The 18610-nt window shown below is 30.4% G+C and carries 19 protein-coding genes; 1 reads left to right on the forward strand and 18 read right to left on the reverse strand.

Annotated features, from left to right (window positions below; translation table 11 throughout):
• The 8 genes from ACKVOD_RS03725 to ACKVOD_RS03760 form a co-directional block, all read right to left on the reverse strand.
• A partial coding sequence (locus tag ACKVOD_RS03725; protein ID WP_409208138.1) for a glycosyltransferase family 2 protein occupies positions 1 to 192 on the reverse strand: 192 nt, incomplete at its 3' end.
• 23 nt (positions 193 to 215) lie between these two features.
• On the reverse strand, positions 216 to 1433 hold the full coding sequence (locus tag ACKVOD_RS03730; RefSeq protein WP_409208139.1) for an ATP-binding protein: 1218 nt from the start codon (positions 1431 to 1433) through the stop codon (positions 216 to 218).
• Positions 1434 to 1693: 260 nt separating this feature from the next.
• Complete coding sequence (locus tag ACKVOD_RS03735; protein WP_409208140.1) at positions 1694 to 1987, reverse strand: type II toxin-antitoxin system RelE/ParE family toxin; 294 nt, start codon at positions 1985 to 1987, stop codon at positions 1694 to 1696.
• 3 nt (positions 1988 to 1990) lie between these two features.
• On the reverse strand, positions 1991 to 2263 hold the full coding sequence (locus tag ACKVOD_RS03740; protein ID WP_409208141.1) for a type II toxin-antitoxin system Phd/YefM family antitoxin: 273 nt from the start codon (positions 2261 to 2263) through the stop codon (positions 1991 to 1993).
• Between the two features lie 151 nt (positions 2264 to 2414).
• The gene (locus tag ACKVOD_RS03745) at positions 2415 to 3299 is read right to left on the reverse strand and encodes an FkbM family methyltransferase (protein ID WP_409208142.1); all 885 of its coding nucleotides are present in this window, start codon (positions 3297 to 3299) and stop codon (positions 2415 to 2417) included.
• Positions 3300 to 3411: 112 nt separating this feature from the next.
• Positions 3412 to 4341 (reverse strand): GDP-L-fucose synthase family protein, encoded by a 930-nt coding sequence (locus tag ACKVOD_RS03750; RefSeq protein ID WP_409208143.1) that lies wholly within the window; start codon positions 4339 to 4341, stop codon positions 3412 to 3414.
• A 4-nt stretch (positions 4342 to 4345) separates the two neighbouring features.
• Positions 4346 to 5437, reverse strand: coding sequence for a GDP-mannose 4,6-dehydratase (gene gmd, locus ACKVOD_RS03755; protein WP_409208144.1), 1092 nt, complete (start codon positions 5435 to 5437; stop codon positions 4346 to 4348).
• 31 nt (positions 5438 to 5468) lie between these two features.
• Entirely contained in the window at positions 5469 to 6338 is an 870-nt protein-coding gene (locus tag ACKVOD_RS03760) for an ABC transporter permease (RefSeq protein WP_409208145.1), read from the reverse strand.
• Positions 6339 to 6587: 249 nt separating this feature from the next.
• Between ACKVOD_RS03760 and ACKVOD_RS03765 the strand changes: the two genes are divergently transcribed.
• Entirely contained in the window at positions 6588 to 7328 is a 741-nt protein-coding gene (locus tag ACKVOD_RS03765; RefSeq protein ID WP_409208146.1) for a tyrosine-protein phosphatase, read from the forward strand.
• Between the two features lie 53 nt (positions 7329 to 7381).
• Here the strand turns inward: ACKVOD_RS03765 and ACKVOD_RS03770 are convergent, their stop codons facing one another.
• The 10 genes from ACKVOD_RS03770 to ACKVOD_RS03815 all read right to left on the reverse strand — a co-directional run.
• On the reverse strand, positions 7382 to 9775 hold the full coding sequence (locus ACKVOD_RS03770; RefSeq protein ID WP_409208147.1) for a GumC family protein: 2394 nt from the start codon (positions 9773 to 9775) through the stop codon (positions 7382 to 7384).
• Positions 9776 to 9782: 7 nt separating this feature from the next.
• Complete coding sequence (locus ACKVOD_RS03775; RefSeq protein WP_409208148.1) at positions 9783 to 10475, reverse strand: polysaccharide biosynthesis/export family protein; 693 nt, start codon at positions 10473 to 10475, stop codon at positions 9783 to 9785.
• Between the two features lie 271 nt (positions 10476 to 10746).
• Positions 10747 to 12702, reverse strand: coding sequence for a polysaccharide biosynthesis protein (locus tag ACKVOD_RS03780; protein WP_409208149.1), 1956 nt, complete (start codon positions 12700 to 12702; stop codon positions 10747 to 10749).
• 145 nt (positions 12703 to 12847) lie between these two features.
• Complete coding sequence (gene rfbA, locus ACKVOD_RS03785; RefSeq protein ID WP_409208150.1) at positions 12848 to 13720, reverse strand: glucose-1-phosphate thymidylyltransferase RfbA; 873 nt, start codon at positions 13718 to 13720, stop codon at positions 12848 to 12850.
• Between the two features lie 170 nt (positions 13721 to 13890).
• Positions 13891 to 15036, reverse strand: a complete 1146-nt coding sequence (locus ACKVOD_RS03790) for a DegT/DnrJ/EryC1/StrS family aminotransferase (protein ID WP_409208151.1) — start codon at positions 15034 to 15036, stop codon at positions 13891 to 13893.
• Entirely contained in the window at positions 15029 to 15787 is a 759-nt protein-coding gene (locus ACKVOD_RS03795; protein ID WP_409208152.1) for a formyltransferase family protein, read from the reverse strand. Before ACKVOD_RS03795 ends, ACKVOD_RS03790 begins: the two co-directional genes overlap by 8 nt.
• The gene (locus ACKVOD_RS03800) at positions 15784 to 16113 is read right to left on the reverse strand and encodes a hypothetical protein (protein WP_409208153.1); all 330 of its coding nucleotides are present in this window, start codon (positions 16111 to 16113) and stop codon (positions 15784 to 15786) included. The genes ACKVOD_RS03795 and ACKVOD_RS03800 overlap by 4 nt, the downstream gene beginning before the upstream one ends.
• Entirely contained in the window at positions 16110 to 16718 is a 609-nt protein-coding gene (locus ACKVOD_RS03805) for a sugar transferase (protein WP_409208154.1), read from the reverse strand. Before ACKVOD_RS03805 ends, ACKVOD_RS03800 begins: the two co-directional genes overlap by 4 nt.
• Before the next feature lie 11 nt (positions 16719 to 16729).
• Positions 16730 to 17884, reverse strand: coding sequence for a glycosyltransferase family 4 protein (locus ACKVOD_RS03810; RefSeq protein WP_409208155.1), 1155 nt, complete (start codon positions 17882 to 17884; stop codon positions 16730 to 16732).
• A gap of 24 nt (positions 17885 to 17908) precedes the next feature.
• Positions 17909 to 18610 (reverse strand): polysaccharide deacetylase family protein (locus ACKVOD_RS03815; protein WP_409208156.1); only part of this gene is annotated, 702 nt, incomplete at its 5' end.

Raw genomic sequence — 18610 nt, forward strand, 5'->3', positions numbered from 1 at the left:
CAAATAAATAAAACGAGGATCTTTGGTTTCCCATTTCTGAGCGACTTCCTCGGTGTTATCCTGACTACCATCATCTACAATGATACATTCCCAGTGCGTGTAGCTTTGGTTATAAATAGACTGCAAGGCTTCATCTAAGTATTTAGCGAGGTTGTAACAGGGAACTATAATGGAGACTTGAGGATGATTCATTTTAAATTATGTTATTCTATTTTTTATATTCTGTCTAAAAGAAAACTTCGTAAATCCGTAGTGATTATTCCCTCATTGGTATTGCCTTGAAAGGAGTCAAGAGTGATTACCATTTTAGGAAAATTATCATTTATCTTCTTTAAATTTCCAAATTCTCGTTCCATTGTTTGGGATTCATTGATAGATAATGCCACTTGTACATATAATTTTTCGCCACCCCGTTGGGCAACAAAATCAATTTCTAAAGCACCTAAATTGCCCACTTGAACTTGATAGCCTCGAAATAATAAATGATTGTATACTATATTTTCCATGATTTTTCCTCGATCTTCTATGCGATAGCCCCACAAGGCATTGCGAATGCCTAGATTCTCAAAATAATATTTTTCACCCGTTTCGAAAATACGTTTTCCCACTAAATCGTATCGACTCACTCTTTGTATCAAAAAAGCATTAACCAAATAATCGCTATAGGTTTGTACCTGATTAGAAGCGATATTAATTCGTTGTGACTTTAAAAAATCACTGATTTTTTTGGCAGAAAAAAGACTGCCTATATTGCTTGCTAAAAACAAAACTAGTTGTTCTAAAAACAATACATTACGAATCGAAAATCGATTGATAATATCTCGATAGACTATGGTATTATAAATATTTTTTAAATATTCAAAAACAACAGCTTCCTCTAGTACTAGATTTTTCAAATAAGGAAGACCTCCATATCGGAAATACAATTCAAGTGTTGCGTTACTATCTTTTAGGGAGTGGAAAACTAAAAACTCGGGATAAGATAAACTATACACCACAATTTCTATAGCGCGACCACTCAAATAACCCGCAATATCCCCCGACAACAATTTAGCGTTACTTCCTGTACAATATAAATCCAAATCTTCATGCAGTAATAAGGAACGCAAAGCAGTTTCAAAATTTTCTATATCTTGAATCTCATCTATAAAAACGTAGGTTTTAGCGTTATTCGACTTATGTTGCAAAACATAATCGTTTAAATCCTGAGCCGTTTGTATTGCTGAAAAAGCAATATCCTCTTTGTTGATGTAAACAAGAGTCGCTTGAGAATCCTGCTGCAACAAATAATCCATAATTTGAAACAACAAATAGCTTTTACCCACACGGCGTTGGCCCGTAAAAACTTTTATCAAGTTCTTACCTACAAAAGGAAGCACCCGATTGAGATAATCTTCTCTTTTTAGTAAAGTTTTGGGTATTGTAAAATTCATTTGTTTAAATTATGTTTAAAACTATTTTACAAAAATATAAAAATTTTAATTATAATTTAAATTTTTTGAAAAATATACAAAAGTTTTAAGTATAATTAAAATTATTACAGATTAATCTTCAAGGTCTGTCCAAAAATAGATTGCAAGGCTTCGTCCAAATATTGAGCGAGGTTTTAACAGGGAACAATTATGGAGACTAATGGCGTCATTTAGGAAGTTTGAAATTAGAATTACAAATTATAGCACTTGCTTGGCATTCGTTACAATGAAAATTTTTCAGGATTTTGATAAGTATTCCAAAAACATAGCAATTCAATATCTTTATTTATAGATAATTTATAAAACAAGCTAATATGTTTGGTAACGGTAACCTCAAAAACAGATTCATAATTTGTAGGTTTAAATATAAGATTAGATTTAGTTAATAAAACTAACAAATGATCTACTTTATCCATAAAATTAAAAACTTCATTTAATGTCCATTCTCGTTCTAAATACTCGATATTTTGCCAATAGTCAATTTTAGCTCGATCAGTCCAAATTATTTGTATCATCATTTATCTATTGAACAAATGAGGAAAGCGTTTCTTAGTTTCTTCCATAACATTTTCATGCGAATTCACTCTTCCATTTGCGAGATCATCGATAGCTGTATCGATAGCTTTTTTTTGGGCATCACTTAATAAACTAACTTCTTTGCTTATTTTTCTTAAAGGAGTTACCACAAAAGATTCATTTTTAGAGCGATAAATGACTAATTCTTCTTCTTTGGCAATGTCTAAATATTTTTTGATATTATTTCTGAATTCGGTTACGCTAACTGCTTCCATACTATTATTTTTTAAATCAAATGTACATAAAAATGTACATAAAAATACAGTTTGTATTAATTTAATTTAATTTACTCTTCAAAATATTGAGCGAATTTCTCGCAATGAACGATGGAGACGGAAAGATTTGTCATACTACTTGAACTACTAATTAGTGTTTAAAAGCATAGATCATCCCCGAAATGGAAGTCAAATATCGAGACACTACTCTAAAATTGTTTTCTAAAAGAATGTTTTCAAGAATTTCTGAACCTTTATCATGCCATTCAATTAACAGCACATCTACTTGGGTCAATAAGCTACTATCACTCAATTTTTGAAGTATTTCATATTCTGCTCCTTCGCAATCTATTTTTAGTACTTTTTTATAGTTGGTATGTTTGGCAAATAATTCTGGGAGAATGGTACTAACATCTTGGATATTAATTTCTATTTCTTTTGAATTATTTTTATCGATAACGAGGCTTGATTCTAATCGAATGCCGCAATTTCCTTTTGCTTGGGGGTTGTAAAGTACTCTCTCTACTCGGGTAGTAGCTCCTAAACCAATATTAAAAGCTTCGATTTTAGTTGACAAATTTTCATTCAATGCTACATTATAAATGGCTTGTTTATAGGTGTTTACAACAGGTTCAAACGAATATATCTTTTCTACATTTTTTTGTAAGCCAAAAAACAAAGAACTAATTCCGATATTCATACCAATGTCAAAAACAACATAACTTTCATTCGATAATAGATTATAATCTTTTTCGACAAAAACTTCTTTTAATATAAAAAATTCTTCTGTTGTTTCGATATAAAATTTCAAACTATTAAAACTAGCTAAAACGCCGTCTTTATGACATTTTAGAGTCAACTCTGGAAAATATTTTTTAATACTAATTATGTCAGCAGCTGATGAATACACTAAATTATTAGGGTCGTTTTCTAACTCAAAACTCTTTACAAAATTTTGATATTGCTTCTCCTTTATTCCTGTATTTACTATTTTAAAACCTAAGCTTTTTAATAACGAATGTATTAGCTTTTTCATCTGTTTATAATTATTTTTTTCAATGCTCAGACCTGTCTTCCGACAGGCAGATGGAACAACCATAACAATCTACCTGAGTGTCATGAACTATTGCCATGGGTGTTTCATAATTTTATTTATTAACACTAAACTTTTCAGCATACACTTGCTGAATACCCTCTCTCAAAGCTATTGTATGTTTCCAACCCAAAGAATGTAACTTGGTAGTATCGGTTAATTTTCGTGGTGTTCCATCTGGTTTTGAGGTGTCAAAAATAATTTCTCCTTGAAAACCAACAATTTCTTTAATTAAAATAGCTAATTCTTTGATGCTAATTTCTAAGCCAGTGCCAATATTTACAAAACCCTTTTCGTTATAATTTTGAATCAAATAGACGCAGGCATCTGCCATGTCGCTCGCATGTAAAAATTCTCGTAAAGGTGTTCCGCTGCCCCAAACGGTAACTTGAGAATGATTGTTTTGTTTAGCCTCATGAAATTTTCGCAATAATGCAGGTAAAACATGGGAATTCTGTAAATCATAATTATCGTTCAAACCATACAAATTAGTAGGCATAACGGATATGAAATTACAACCGTATTGTTCCCGATAGGCATCACACATTTTAATTCCTGCAATTTTTGCTATGGCATAGGCATCATTAGATTCTTCTAACAAACCTGTTAAAAGAGATTCTTCTTTCATAGGTTGCGGAGCCATTTTTGGATAAATACAGGTTGAACCTAAAAACAATAACTTCTTTACCTTATTCTTGTAACTCTCATGAATTACATTGCTTTGAATAAGTATATTTTCATAAATAAAATCGGCTTTATAAGTGGCATTAGCAACAATTCCGCCCACTTTTGCAGCAGCCAAAAAAACATATTCTGGTTTTTCGGTAGCAAAAAAATCAGCCACATCGTGTTGATTGATTAAATTTAACTCCGTAGATGTTCTGGTTACAATATTGGTAAACCCTTTTTGTTGAAGATTTTTAACAATAGCACTTCCGACCATGCCCCGATGACCTGCTACAAATATTTTAGAATTTAAAACCATTGAATTATCGGTTATAATTTTGAAGGTATTTTTCTTTTCTGAATAATTCAACATCTGCCTGCATCATCTCTTTAATAAGCATTGATAAACTGTATTTCGGTTTCCAACCTAATTTTGTTTTGGCTTTTGTATTATCGCCAATAAGTAAATCGACTTCGGTTGGACGAAAGTAATTAGGGTCAATCTGGATTACAACTTGCCCAATTTGAAATTTAAAGTCACTATTTGTTGTGGTTTTTACAATTCCAATTTCATTTACGCCTTCGCCTTTAAATTCTAGTTCAACACCCACTTCACTAAAAGCCATTTTGATAAACTCTCGAACAGAAGTAGTCACCCCAGTAGCTATGACAAAATCTTCGGCTTTATCCTGTTGTAGCATGAGCCACATAGCCTCGACATAATCGCGTGCATGACCCCAGTCCCGTTGCGAATCAATATTTCCCATATACAGGGTATCTTGTAAACCCATTGCTATTTGGGCAATTCCACGAGTTATTTTTCGGGTTACAAAAGTTTCTCCCCGCAAAGGACTTTCATGATTAAATAAAATACCATTACAGGCATACATATCATAGGCCTCTCGATAATTTACCGTGATCCAAAAAGCATACATCTTGGCAACAGCATAAGGCGAACGGGGATAAAAAGGAGTTGTTTCAGATTGTGGTACTTCTTGAACCAAACCATACAACTCGGAGGTTGAAGCTTGGTAGATTCGGGTTTTTTTGGTTAATCCTAATAAACGAACTGCATCCAAAATTCGAAGAGTTCCTATTCCATCGGTATCTGCTGTATATTCGGGAATATCAAAACTCACTTTTACGTGGCTCATGGCTCCTAAATTATATATTTCATCAGGTTGCGTTTCTTGAATTATTCGAATTAAATTAGTTGCATCGGTCAAATCACCATAATGTAAAATAAAATTTTGATCGTCAATATGAGGATCTTCATACAAATGGTCAACTCTTTGGGTATTAAACAAAGAACTTCTTCGTTTTATACCATGAACTTTATACCCTTTAGATAGTAAGAGTTCTGCTAAATAAGCACCATCTTGACCCGTTACTCCTGTTATTAATGCTACTTTCATTATTTATAATTCTATTTTAAATCTTCATTTTCTAAACTGTATCGATAAAAGTTTTTTCGGTTTTATTAAAAATTAATAGACCCGATATAAACACTATAAAGGTTAAAATAATGGTATATAGAAGTCCAAAAACCGAAAAACCACCTATTCCCAAAAGCATATAACGTGTAATTTCGATTATATACGCCAAAGGATTATACTGAACCAACCAAGCGTATTCAGGTATTTTGCTCTGTATCAACGCCATAGGATACATGACCGCCGATAAATACATTAACAACTGTACTCCAAAACCAATGAGGTAACTAAAATCTCTGTACTTGGTCACCAGAGACGAAATAACCATTCCCAATCCCAAACCCAAAACACCCATTAAAATAATCAAAAAAGGAAAAAAAACTGTCGTGATATTTATACTAATCGTTGCGCCTTGAAAATAATAATAAACATAAAATGCCATGAAAATAAAAAATTGAATTCCGAATTTAAGCAAATTTGAAATCATAATAGATATGGGTACTATTAATCTAGGAAAATAAACTTTTCCAAAAATCCCTGCATTACTCCCAAAAGTATTTGAAGTTCCTGTAAGGCAGGAAGTAAAGTAATTCCAAACCGTGATTCCAGCCAAATTAAATAAAAAAGGCGGTACAATTCCGGTAGTTATACCAGCTAAATTATTAAAAATTATGGTAAAAGTTAATGAGGTAAAAAGAGGCTGTATGAGATACCACAATGGGCCTAAAACGGTTTGTTTGTATACATTTACAACATCTCGCTTTACAAAAAGAAATAACAAATCTCTATATTGCCACACTTCTTTTAAGTTGAGCGTGAAAAATTTATTTTTTGGTGTTATTTCAAACAACCAATCCTCTTCGATGTTTTCAGTAGTATTCATTTTTTTTTAAAAGCTATTTGATTCATATAAGAAAACTTCAAAAAAAAGCACCTATTAGGGCAAATGTAATAATTTAAAAATAAGAAATAGACCTATTTTATTTGAATTAATATAGCATTAATTCAGTTATTGTTTTTAATAAAAATTAGGTTTAATAAAGTTTTATACTTAAAATAACAAAATAAAATTTGACTTTTTTTAAGAAAAAACCATATATTAATAAACTATGAAAATGCTTACCTTTGTTTTATGATATCATTTTTTAAATCAAAACCTACACTCAAAGACTTAATTCCTGATAATTATGTAGATATCCATTCGCATCTTTTACCTGGAATTGATGATGGATCTACATCATTTGCTGAAACATTATTATTAACACAAGGCATGTTAGAAATTGGTATTACTCAATTTATCACTACACCACATATCATAGAACATGTATGGGATAATACAAAAGATACTATTCAAACACTTGAAACAAAAACTGCTGATGAATTGAATAAAAATAACATTTCAGTTCCTTTTAAAGCTGCTGCAGAATATCTGATGGATGATCAGTTTATTCGATTGTTTAAGTCAGGTCAACTACTTACTCTTAAAGATAATTATGTATTAGTTGAAATATCCTATACAAATCCTCCTATTCAATTATACAATATCATTTTTGATTTGCGTATTGCGGGCTTTATTCCTGTTTTAGCGCACCCTGAGCGCTATGTTTTTTATCATTATAATTTTGAAGAATACAAAAAATTAAAAAAAGCTGGATGCCTATTTCAACTTAATTTATTATCTCTAGTTGGTTATTACGGAATTGGTATTACAAAAATTGCCGAGAAGCTTTTAGAAAAAGGGCTATATGATTTTGTTGGTTCAGATATACACAATTATAATCATATTGAAGCCTTTAGCGAAAAAGTAAAAGTAAAAGAATTAGCCACTCTTAAAGAAGTGATTTCAAATAATATTTTTTTTAATCAAAAATAACAAACAAGATAGGTGAAAAACTGTTTCATCTATCTGGTTTTTGTAATTATACTTTAAACATTTCTCTTAAACCAAGATTTTTTATCAGGAATATTTCCATAGCCATAACCATAGCCATAATAACCATAATAGCCATAACTCCCTTTTGAAGGATTTGTGTCATTAAGAAGCATGCACATGTTAGGTAGTTTATTTTCTTTATAAAGTGTATTTGGTATGTGTAACATTGATTTTTCAAGGAAGTTAGCTCTTACTAAATATACAAAACAATCTGCATACTTAGTCAGCAATAAAGTGTCTGTTACTAAACTTACTGGCGATGTATCTACAATAATATAATCATATTGTAGTTTCAAATCTTTGAATAGATTTTCTACCTTATCCCCCATTAACAATTCGGCAGGGTTTGGTGGTATTATTCCAGGAGGTAATATATCAAAATTTTTAAATCCATCTTGTTTTAAAATCAAATCCTCTATTTTTAAATCTTTAGATGATAAATAATTTGTCACCCCTCTATTATCAGGTAATATTACATACTCTTCTAATTTAGGATTTCTAATATCCATACTCAACAATAAAACTTTTTTACCAGTTAATGCGAATGTAGCTGCAAGATTTAATGATACGAATGTTTTTCCTTCTTTAGGAAAAGTAGATGTTAAAAATATAGTCTTTGCTTGACCATCAATCACATTACTGAGCATAAACTGCAAATTAGTACTAATAATTCGTAATGCTTCAGCAGAACTAGATCTACTTTCAGATTTCATAATTTCATTAGGAGCATCAGATTTAGGTAAATCACCTACAAATGGAATTTTAGTTCTTTCTTGAATATCAAATCGACTTTTTATTTTATTATCTAGTAAATCTTTTAGATAAAAAACAGAAAGAGGAAAGAATAACCCAATTACAAAACATAACAAATAAATAGTGTTTTTGTTAGGTGAAACTGGAATTAAAAGCGCTTTAGGTTTATCAATAATTCTAGCATTTGAAATAGTTGCAGATAAATAAACTGCCGATTCTTCTCTCTTCTGCAATAAATACAAATAAAGCCCCTCTTTTACTTTTTGCTGTCTTGAAATAACTTTAAATTGACGTTCCATTACTGGAATCTTAATTATTTTTTCATCTAGATTTACTTCATCTTCTTTAAGATTCGATTTTTGTTCTCTTAAACTAGTTTGAAATCTATTTAAACTTGAAGCCAGGTTTTGTTTAAGTAAATTAATTTGTTGTTCAAGTTTTATAACCGATGGATTGGTAACTGTAGCCGATTTTAAAAGTCTATTTCTATCATTAATTGATTGATTATATGAATTAATAAGACTAGAAACATCACTTTGACCCGAAATAATATTATTAGGTAATAAATCTACATTAGTACTTTTTTTGATATAATCAATTACAGAAGGAATTAATTCTAATTGCACATCTATATCATCAAGTTTACGTTCATATTCATTTGATTCTTGACTTAGTCGCGTTGATTCATTTTCGACATCTAAAACATTATTAGACCTCTTAAAACTTTCTACATTCTGCTCAACTCCATCCAGCTCTTCGGTCACTAATTTAAGACGTTTTGAAATGAAATCTGAGGATTTTTCTATGATCAAATTCTTTTGAGCAATAGCATCTTCATTATAAATTTGAATATAATTATTTAAGAAAATTTCTGCCTTTGCAATACTAGGATCTACAATAGAAATACTTACAAACCCAATAGCAGTAGATAAAGGCACAATTTTAATACGACTTTTAAAACTACTAACAACTTGATCTAAAGGGCTAACTACAATAGCTATTATTCTTTTTTCTTTACGATAAAAATTTTGACGTAATACTGATTTATTAATACTTAGATAACCATGTTTTGTTTTGATCAACTCTCCGTATGCAAATTTATTTTTTTTTGTCAATAAAATATTTTTACCACCATTTTCTAATTTATTGGTTAGACTATAAGTTTCAGGTGATAACTCTGAAAATATCAATTCAAAACTTGCATTGTTAAAAGATTTTTTTTTGTTACTAAAATTGACAATAATAGGTGGGTTTTGAAATAACTCAGTATTAAGAATTTTACCTTTAACCAATAAGGTCAAATTCAAGTTTAATTTATTTACTGTTTTTTCAAATAAAGTTCTCGATTTAAGAATTTCAATTTCAGTACCTACATTATTATTCATTTTTCCAAACAATCCAATATCCGATAAAGAACTTAATTCAGGATTTATTGTTCCCTTTTCATCCTTCAACGTGATTGTTGTAGAAGCAACAAAACTAGGTGCAGTATAATATCTTATGTAAATAAAAGCTAGTGATAAACAAATAAAAATACTCAATAAAAACCACTTCCATTGTACTAGACAGTAATTTAAAAGTGCTTTTATATTAAAATCTTGTCCCGACATTTCGTTTGAAATAGTATTTTCCATAAAATTTTTATTTTTTAACGCTTGTCAAAACAAAGTATGTAATTATCCCACCTAATATTGAATACGCTAGAGTTGTTGGACGTCCGTTAGCATATCCTTGAATTGCCATTCTATTAGGCTGAACATACACCATGTCATTTTGCCTTAAATAATAAAAAGGAGAATTTATAAAATCGGTCTTAGTAATATCGACTTTATTGTAGGTTACAATTCCATCTGTTTGCCTTATTATTAAAATATTGTTTCTTTTGGCTTGTATTTTTAAATCCCCTGCTTTTATCAACGCATCTACCAATGTAAACCGTTCGGTGTCAAAAGTATAAATACCAGGCGAGCCAACTTCACCTTGAACAGTAACTTTATAATTTTTTATGGTAACAACAATTAATGGATTTTTTATATACTGTGATACTTTATTAGTTAGGGTTTTCATCAATTCAGTTCGGGTTAAACCACCTATTTTTAAACTCCCTAAAACCGGAAAATTAACAAAGCCGTTTACATCAACTAAATAAATAGAACTGTTTTGTTGATTTGCTCCACCTGACTGAATTCCATTATTTATATTAAAAGGTTTTGAAATTTCAAGATCATCACAAGTGACATTAATCATTAACAAATCATCGGGTTGGATTTTAATTTCGTACGAATTCGTTAATTCTATATTATTAATATTTGCAATATTTTGATAATAAATCATAGTTTTTTTGGACACACAAGAAAATAGAGAAATAGAAATTAGTGCCAGAAGAAAAACTTTTCTAATTAAAACAAAGTGCTTCATTGAATTTTTGATTTTAAGATAGCAAATATAACCAATCTGTTTTGATTAAAATAAAAAATAAAAAATGGGTTATTATTATAAATTTTCTTGAATTAATTATCAGTGGTGTTGCTGTTTTTTTAGATGTAAAAAACTTATTTTTTTAGATGTAAAAAGAATAACTTAAGATTCGAAATTCAAATAAGTATTAAATTATATTGTCTAATAATTCAAAATGAGAATTCATACTTTTAAATTCAGGAACTAATTTTTTCATTTTTGCTACTATATCTTCTTTTTCAAAATAACGTGACATCCCAATAAGTTCATCAATTTCATCATGAATAAAATCATTATCCAAATTAACAACCTGCTCAATCATAATTTTAGGATGGTGGGTATTTAGAGTTTTTGAAGTGTGATTGAGTAATTCTTCATATAATTTTTCACCAGGTCGTAAACCAGTAATTTGTATTTTAATTTCTTTTCCAGGAGAAAATCCTGCTAATCTGATCATTTTGTTTGCTAAATCTATAATTTTAATTGGCTTACCCATATCAAATATATATATTTCTCCTCCACGTCCCATTACAGCTGCTTCTAAAACTAATTGACAAGCTTCGGGGATAGTCATAAAATACCTAATAATGTCAGGGTGAGTTACTGTTATTGGTCCTCCCTCAGCAATTTGCTTAGAAAACAAGGGAACTACCGAACCATTTGATCCAAGTACATTTCCGAAACGTGTAGTGATAAATTTAGTATTATAACATTTCTTTTTAAATTGTAAAGATTGCACATATATTTCGGCAATTCTCTTGCTTGCTCCCATAATACTGCTAGGATTAACCGCTTTGTCAGTAGAAATCATTACAAATTTTTCAACTTTATATTCACATGATAAATCCGCCAAATTTTTAGTCCCCTCAACATTTGTGAGTATTGCTTGTGAGGGATTATCTTCCATTAAAGGAACATGTTTATAGGCAGCAGCATGAAAAACTATTTGTGGTTTAAATTGATTAAAAATGCTATTAATAGCTTCTTTATTTCTAATATCGCCAATTATAGTATGTACCTCGAAATTTGGATTTAAATTTTGAATTTCAAGACTAAGATTATGCAAAGGTGTTTCTGCTTGGTCCAAAATAATAATTTCGGAAGGTTTAAATCTTAAAACTTGTCGAACTATTTCGCTACCAATAGATCCCGCACCACCTGAAATTAATATTTTCTTGCCTTCTAATTGTTTTGAAATCGAAAAGTTATCCAAAACAATTGGTTGTCTTTCGAGTAAATCTTCAATCTGTATTTTCTTTACATTTTTTGAAATTTCCTGTTGATTTTCCCAATCTGTAATTGAGGGAGCAGTAAATATTTTAAAATTAAATTCTAAACATTGATCAACAAGTATTAATTGCTCTTCTTTTGATAAACTTTTATCAGCAATTATAATACCCTCGGCACCAACCTTATCCATCAAACTAGATAGTTTTTTCCCTTGAATAAAAATTGGCAAATCTAACATTCGCTTTGTCGAATTATGATTATTTTTATCTACAAATCCTATAATTTTAAATCGTGAAGGGGTTTCAAATTTTAAAGCTTTTGCGACATAAAGAGCATTGGCATCCGTGCCATAAACAATTATTTTAATTAAATTTTGATTGCCTTTTTTGGAAATATAAAAATCAAAAGTTTGCTTTACTACTAAACGATACAAAAATAAACCACAAAAAGTAAGAATAACATTTATAAACAATGCAATGTTCGAATAAACTTTTTGACCATAAATAAAATCAAAATAAAAATTTAGAAAAAGGAAAAATACAAATACAGCCGATTGTGAGAAGAAAATTTTAACTGCATCAATGTATGATGAATGTCTTATTATTCCTGCATAAGTTCGAAATAACCAAAAGAAAAAAACATTAACCACAAAAAACAATACAATAAATCTTGTAGAATGGGTTCTAATAATATAATCTAAACCTGAACCTTCAAATAATAAATAAGTAAAAACAAAAGAAGCCATTAAAACAGAACAATCAATCAAAACAATTATCCACCTTGGTAAATAATTGAGATTACTGATTTTAAATGATAAATTTTTGCGGAAAAAAAATGTTGAATTAGAAATCTCCTCTTTATTATAATTGTTCAAAACTTAACTTATTAAAAAAATTAATTACTTCTATTTTAAAAATAAATTCGAATCTAAACATTTTTTATGATATACGCAAAATATAAGCGATTAAATTACATTTTTATAATGTTTTATTAGCATTAACTTATATAACACAATTAGATTATTGTTTTATATATTTTAATAATTGAAGTAAATAAGTTCCATAACCCGACTTCAATAATGGATTTGCTAATGATACTAATTGATTATCGTCAATAAATCCTTGTCGCCAAGCTACCTCTTCTATACAACCTATTTTTAAACCTTGTCTCTCTTCAATTACTTGAACAAATTGACCTGCTTGCATTAGGCTAGCAAAAGTTCCTGTGTCTAACCATGCATTTCCTCTTCCTAAAATACCAACTTTTAACATTCCTTTTTCAAGATATACTTTATTAACATCGGTAATTTCATATTCACCTCTATCACTTGGGGCTATATTTTTGGCAATTTCAACAACGCTGTTGTCATAAAAATACAAACCTGGAACAGCATAATTTGATTTAGGTTGACTTGGCTTTTCCTCTATTGACAATACTTTGTTATTTTTATCAAATTCAACAACACCATATCGCTCTGGATCAGCTACATGATATGCAAAAACTACTCCGCCTTCTGGATTAATATTGGATTGCAAAAGCTGCGGTAGATTGTCACCAAAGAAAATATTATCCCCTAAAACTAATGCTACTGAATCATTCCCAATAAATTCTTCACCAATTACAAAAGCTTGTGCCAAACCATTTGGAATAGCTTGTTCAGCATAACTAAATGTGCACCCCAAGCCAGACCCATCACCTAACAATTTTATAAAATTAGGTAAGTCATGTGGGGTTGAAATAATTAGTATTTCGTTTATTCCCGCCATCATCAATGTAGAGAGTGGGTAATAAATCATTGGTTTGTCATACACCGGCATCATTTGCTTGCTTACCGCCAAGGTTAAAGGATGTAATCGAGTTCCCGATCCTCCTGCTAATATTATTCCTTTCATATGTAGATATTTATTGTTTTTTTATTGGTCTTCCGATAGCTATCGGGATTAATTGCTTCGTTTGTTCGCTAACGCTTGAGTCGCATATCTTCATTGGGTGTTTAAGACCAATTATTAGTCATGCTTATTTCATATTAAATTGTGATATATTGGGTTTATTAAAATTAATTTTATTGATTTACAAATAAACTATTTACAGCCAAAATGATTCTGTTTCTATCTTCATTGCTTAAATTAGATCCTGAAGGAAGACAAAGTCCTTTGTTAAATAAAGTCGCTGCTATGTTTGTTCCGTAATAGGGATAATGCTCAAAAATAGGTTGTAAATGCATTGGTTTCCATAATGGACGACATTCTATATTAGCAGCTTCAAGCTTCAATCGAAATTTTTCAGGGTCAATACCGTTTGTTAATTCAGTATCTATTGTAATAGCAGTTAACCAATAATTTGAATAATAATCTGTATTTGGGACTGTAAAAACATCAATACCCTTTATGTTTTTGAAGATATCTACATAAAAATCGTGCATTGCTCTGCGCAAAGAAACATGACTATCTAGAACTTGCATTTGTCCTCGACCAATTCCGGCACAAATATTACTCATTCTATAATTATATCCTATTTCGCTATGTTGGTAATGGGGCGCCTCGTCTCTTGATTGAGTTGCAAAAAAAACTGCTTTTCCCTTCAGTTCTTTCGTTTTAGTTACAATTGCACCGCCCCCAGAAGTGGTAATAATTTTGTTTCCATTAAATGAAAGTACACCAATATCTCCAAAAGTACCACATTTTTGACCTTTATAACTGCTGCCCAATGCTTCTGCACTATCTTCCAAAATTGGAATTTGATACCTGTCAGCTATTAATCTAATTTCTTCGACTTTATAAGGAACACCATATAAATGAACCGCAATAATAGCTTTAGGTTTTTTACCATTGGCAATTCTATCTATTATAGCTTCTTCTAATGCAATAGGGCAAATATTCCAAGTATCCCACTCACTATCCACAAAAATAGGGGTTGCACCCTGGTATAGTATCGGATTTGCCGATGCAGAAAAAGTCATGCTTTGGCAAATCACTTCATCCCCTCCTTTTACGTCCAACAAAATCAATCCAAGGTGAATAGCTGCCGTTCCTGAACTCAAGGTGCCTACATAAACTTGGCTCTCCAAATAATCTTCCAAGTCTTTTTCTAAACCATTTACATTAGGACCAAGTGGTGCCACCCAATTAGTATCAAAAGCCTCCTGAACAAATTTTTGTTCATTGCCACCCATGTGAGGGGAAGAAAGCCATATTTTTGAATTATTCATTTTGGTAAAATAGATTTATTTGAACCCCAATTTTTTTTCCATCTAAGATAAAATAAGCCGATTCATTTTGATCATTAGTTGTTAGTGCCCTAATTTTATTTATTAAATCAATTGCATTGCAATTTTCAGAAATACTGATTTCCCGCAATGCTTTTAATTCCTTTTTTTGATGTGAAGTTCCTTTATGCAATTGCTTAATTCTATTGGGGTTAAGTGATAACAATGAATCAAAGGACTCATAAAATACTTCCTCTTCTAACTTTAGAACCCTTTTATATAAAGAGTTTGCCGTATCAATTGGATAAACGCCCATCTTTTTTTGATGAATTATATCTCCCTCATCTAAAGCTTCCTCCATAAAATGCAGAGTTGCTCCGTAAGGATAACCTTCAATAATAGCCCATGAAGGGGTATGCCAACCTTTATTATAGGGTAAAAAAGCAGGATGCAAATTCACGACCCCAATTTTTGGAATGGCAAGAATTTCGGCTGGAATAATGTATGGAAAGTGAATCCCAAATATATAATCTAACCCTAAAGCGGACAAAAATTCAATTGTCTCAGAATCTTTAAATTCATTTCCTCTAAAAACTAGGGATTCATCTAAACCTGAAATTTCAATTAATTCATCGTCGTGGGAAGCTATATTAAAATCACTGACAAATATAGCAGAGGGCTTAAATCCTTTGCTGATTATAAATTTTAAAATCGTGCAACTAATTTTTCTGTCGCCAGCAAATGCAAATTTCATAGTGAATTGATTTTGTTTATAAAATCAGAAGGAAATGGTATAGAATTTTTAAGCCTTTCGAATACAAACTCCGCTTCTAATTCTATTGTATTATCGGCATATTTATTAAACTGATTAAACCAATCTTCCAAATGAAAAATATAATTATAAACATCTTTCAATATCCCTTCTTCGCAATCATACGAATATTGGACTAATAATTTATATATTTTTTTATTAGCACTAAAAATTCTTAATGCTTGATAATACATTTTATCTTCTTTGTATAGTTCATAGGCATTAGTAGATCTTTGTATCTCCCTAATTATCTTTTTTTCTAGAATCATAAATTATATCCGTTGAAAGGTTCGATGGTTGCTGCAGTGTCTGAATTAATTCCTTCTTTTAAAAGTACTTTTTTAATGGTCAAAAATAGTATTTTAACATCTAAGAAAAAGGATATATTTTCCACATACGAAATATCGTAATCAAATTTTTCGCCCCATGAAATGGCATTTCTTCCGTTTACTTGAGCTAATCCTGTAATTCCTGGTCTTACTTCGTGTCTTCTATTTTGATAATCAGAATATAAATGTAGGTACTGGGTTAGTAATGGTCTTGGCCCTATTAAACTCATATCCCCTTTCAAAACATTTAACAATTGAGGTAATTCATCTAAAGAAGTTTTTCTTACAAATTTCCCTATTTTAGTTAATCTTATTTCATCCGAACATAAATTTCCGTTTATATCTTTCTTATCATTCATCGTTTTAAATTTTATAATTTTAAAAACTACACCCTCTTTTCCGGGACGATCTTGAATAAAAAAAGGACTTCCACTATTAGCAAAAGATAAAACAATAATTATAATCAATAAAAAAGGGAGTAAAACCAGCAACCCAACTAAAGCTATCCAAAAATCAATTATCCGCTTGAAGTATATTTTATACATCTCTACTTATATTAAGCTTCAAAAGTACGATATTCATTTAAAATGGACTCCCACATCATTTTTTGATCAAAACGCTTAACAATCATTGCTCTTGCATATTCTTTCATTTTAGAAAATTGTTCTTTGTTTTCTATACAACTCAACATAGATTCCTGTATCGCTTTCTGATTTTTTACGGGAATAATATAGCCGTTTACTTTGTTTTCAATAATTTCATTGCACCCATTTATATTGGTTACAATACTCGGCAACCCCATGGCTCCAGCTTGCATGACTACGTTAGGAAATCCCTCTCTGTAGCTAGGAAAAACTAAACCACTTGCAATAGCAAAATAAGGTCTTACATCGAGTTGATATCCTATGGGAATTATAGATTTATTAGCACTTATTTGATGTATTGTTTTTTTATTTAAAGGGTCTAATTCTTGTTCGAAAGGACCTACAAGTACTAGCTTAATATCACTTCTTTTTTTTTGGATTGCTGAAAAAGCAGCAATTAATTCATTTATCCCTTTATCTGCAACGATGCGACCTACGAATATAAAAACAAAATCAGTGGATTGAATACCTAATTCTATTTTTAAATTATTTTTAAATTTTTCAGAAAAATGAGAAGCATCAAAATATGATGTATCTATTCCGTTTGAACTTCCATTGGCTAAAACTTTTAATTTTACTTCAGAACAATAATTGTTTTGAATTATAATATCTTTCAATTTAAAAGAATTAGGATACACATTTGTAGCGCAAGAATAAGTGAGTTTTTCGACAAAATCTAGCACTTTCCTTTTCATTCCCGATTGTTCTAACAAAGGCATACCAGCAACAGTATGCAATCTGTTAGGAACTCCAGCTAGTTTTGATGCTAACATCCCCAATATTCCTGCTTTAGGAGTGTGAGTATGCACTATAAAAGGCTTTGCTTTTTTTAAGAAAAAATACAATTTAACAACTGCAATTAAATCTTGTATAGGTGTTATTTGGCGGGTCATTTCAAGAGGAAAAACAGCAACTTTTTCTAATTGACCATATTTTTCTAATCTATTTTTATCTGATGAAACAGCAATAACATGATAAAACGAACTCATAAAATGCAATTGTCCCGTAAGTAATTTTTCTAATGATAGCGGAACTGTTGTAATGCGAATTATAGTTTGTTTTGACATGCTAATTGAATGTAATTATTTGAATTATTTATATAGACTATCTCTTAATTCCTTCATTGTAATACTTTCCATTCCATAAATTTCATTGCAATATTTAAAAGTTTCTACAATAGCAAGTAAAGTTTTTAAAGAACCAACCGAATCAACTCCAAAATTATGTGGATGCCACCATAAATGATAAACCTCTCCATTTTTAGCGGCTTGAATCATTTCGTTCTTTATTCTAATTAATCTTGAATTATTAAATAGGGATATTGAATGTTGTGGTCTAAGAAATCTACTAGATTGTTGACAAAGTACTTTTTCTTTAACTAAATTATCCGCTTGATAGGATTTCTTCCCTAATGGCAAATAGGCATCGCCTGTTCGGGCTAATTTTACTGCAAAAGTTTCTTTTTTGGTTGTATCCCAATACCAAAAATTTGGATTGGTTCGCACGGTTTCAATGCCTTTTTGAGCACATATTTCTAGGTAATCTTCATTGAATTGGTTTCTCGGAAAAACGAGTGATTTTAAATCAATATTAAATTTTTGAGCCATTTTCAGGGCTTGATTTATATCGGCCTCAAATTGCGCCTTGCTTTGTCCCTTTTCCAAACAATAGTAATGAGAATAGGTATGGGTTCCTATTTCTTGTCCTTTTACACTTTTAATAGTTTTAATCAAATTTGGTGCGAAAAAGAATTTTTCCAAACCCGATTTTTGGTGCCGCTTTCCATAATCATA

The organism is Flavobacterium sp., from assembly GCF_046155325.1.
Lineage (GTDB): Bacteria > Bacteroidota > Bacteroidia > Flavobacteriales > Flavobacteriaceae > Flavobacterium.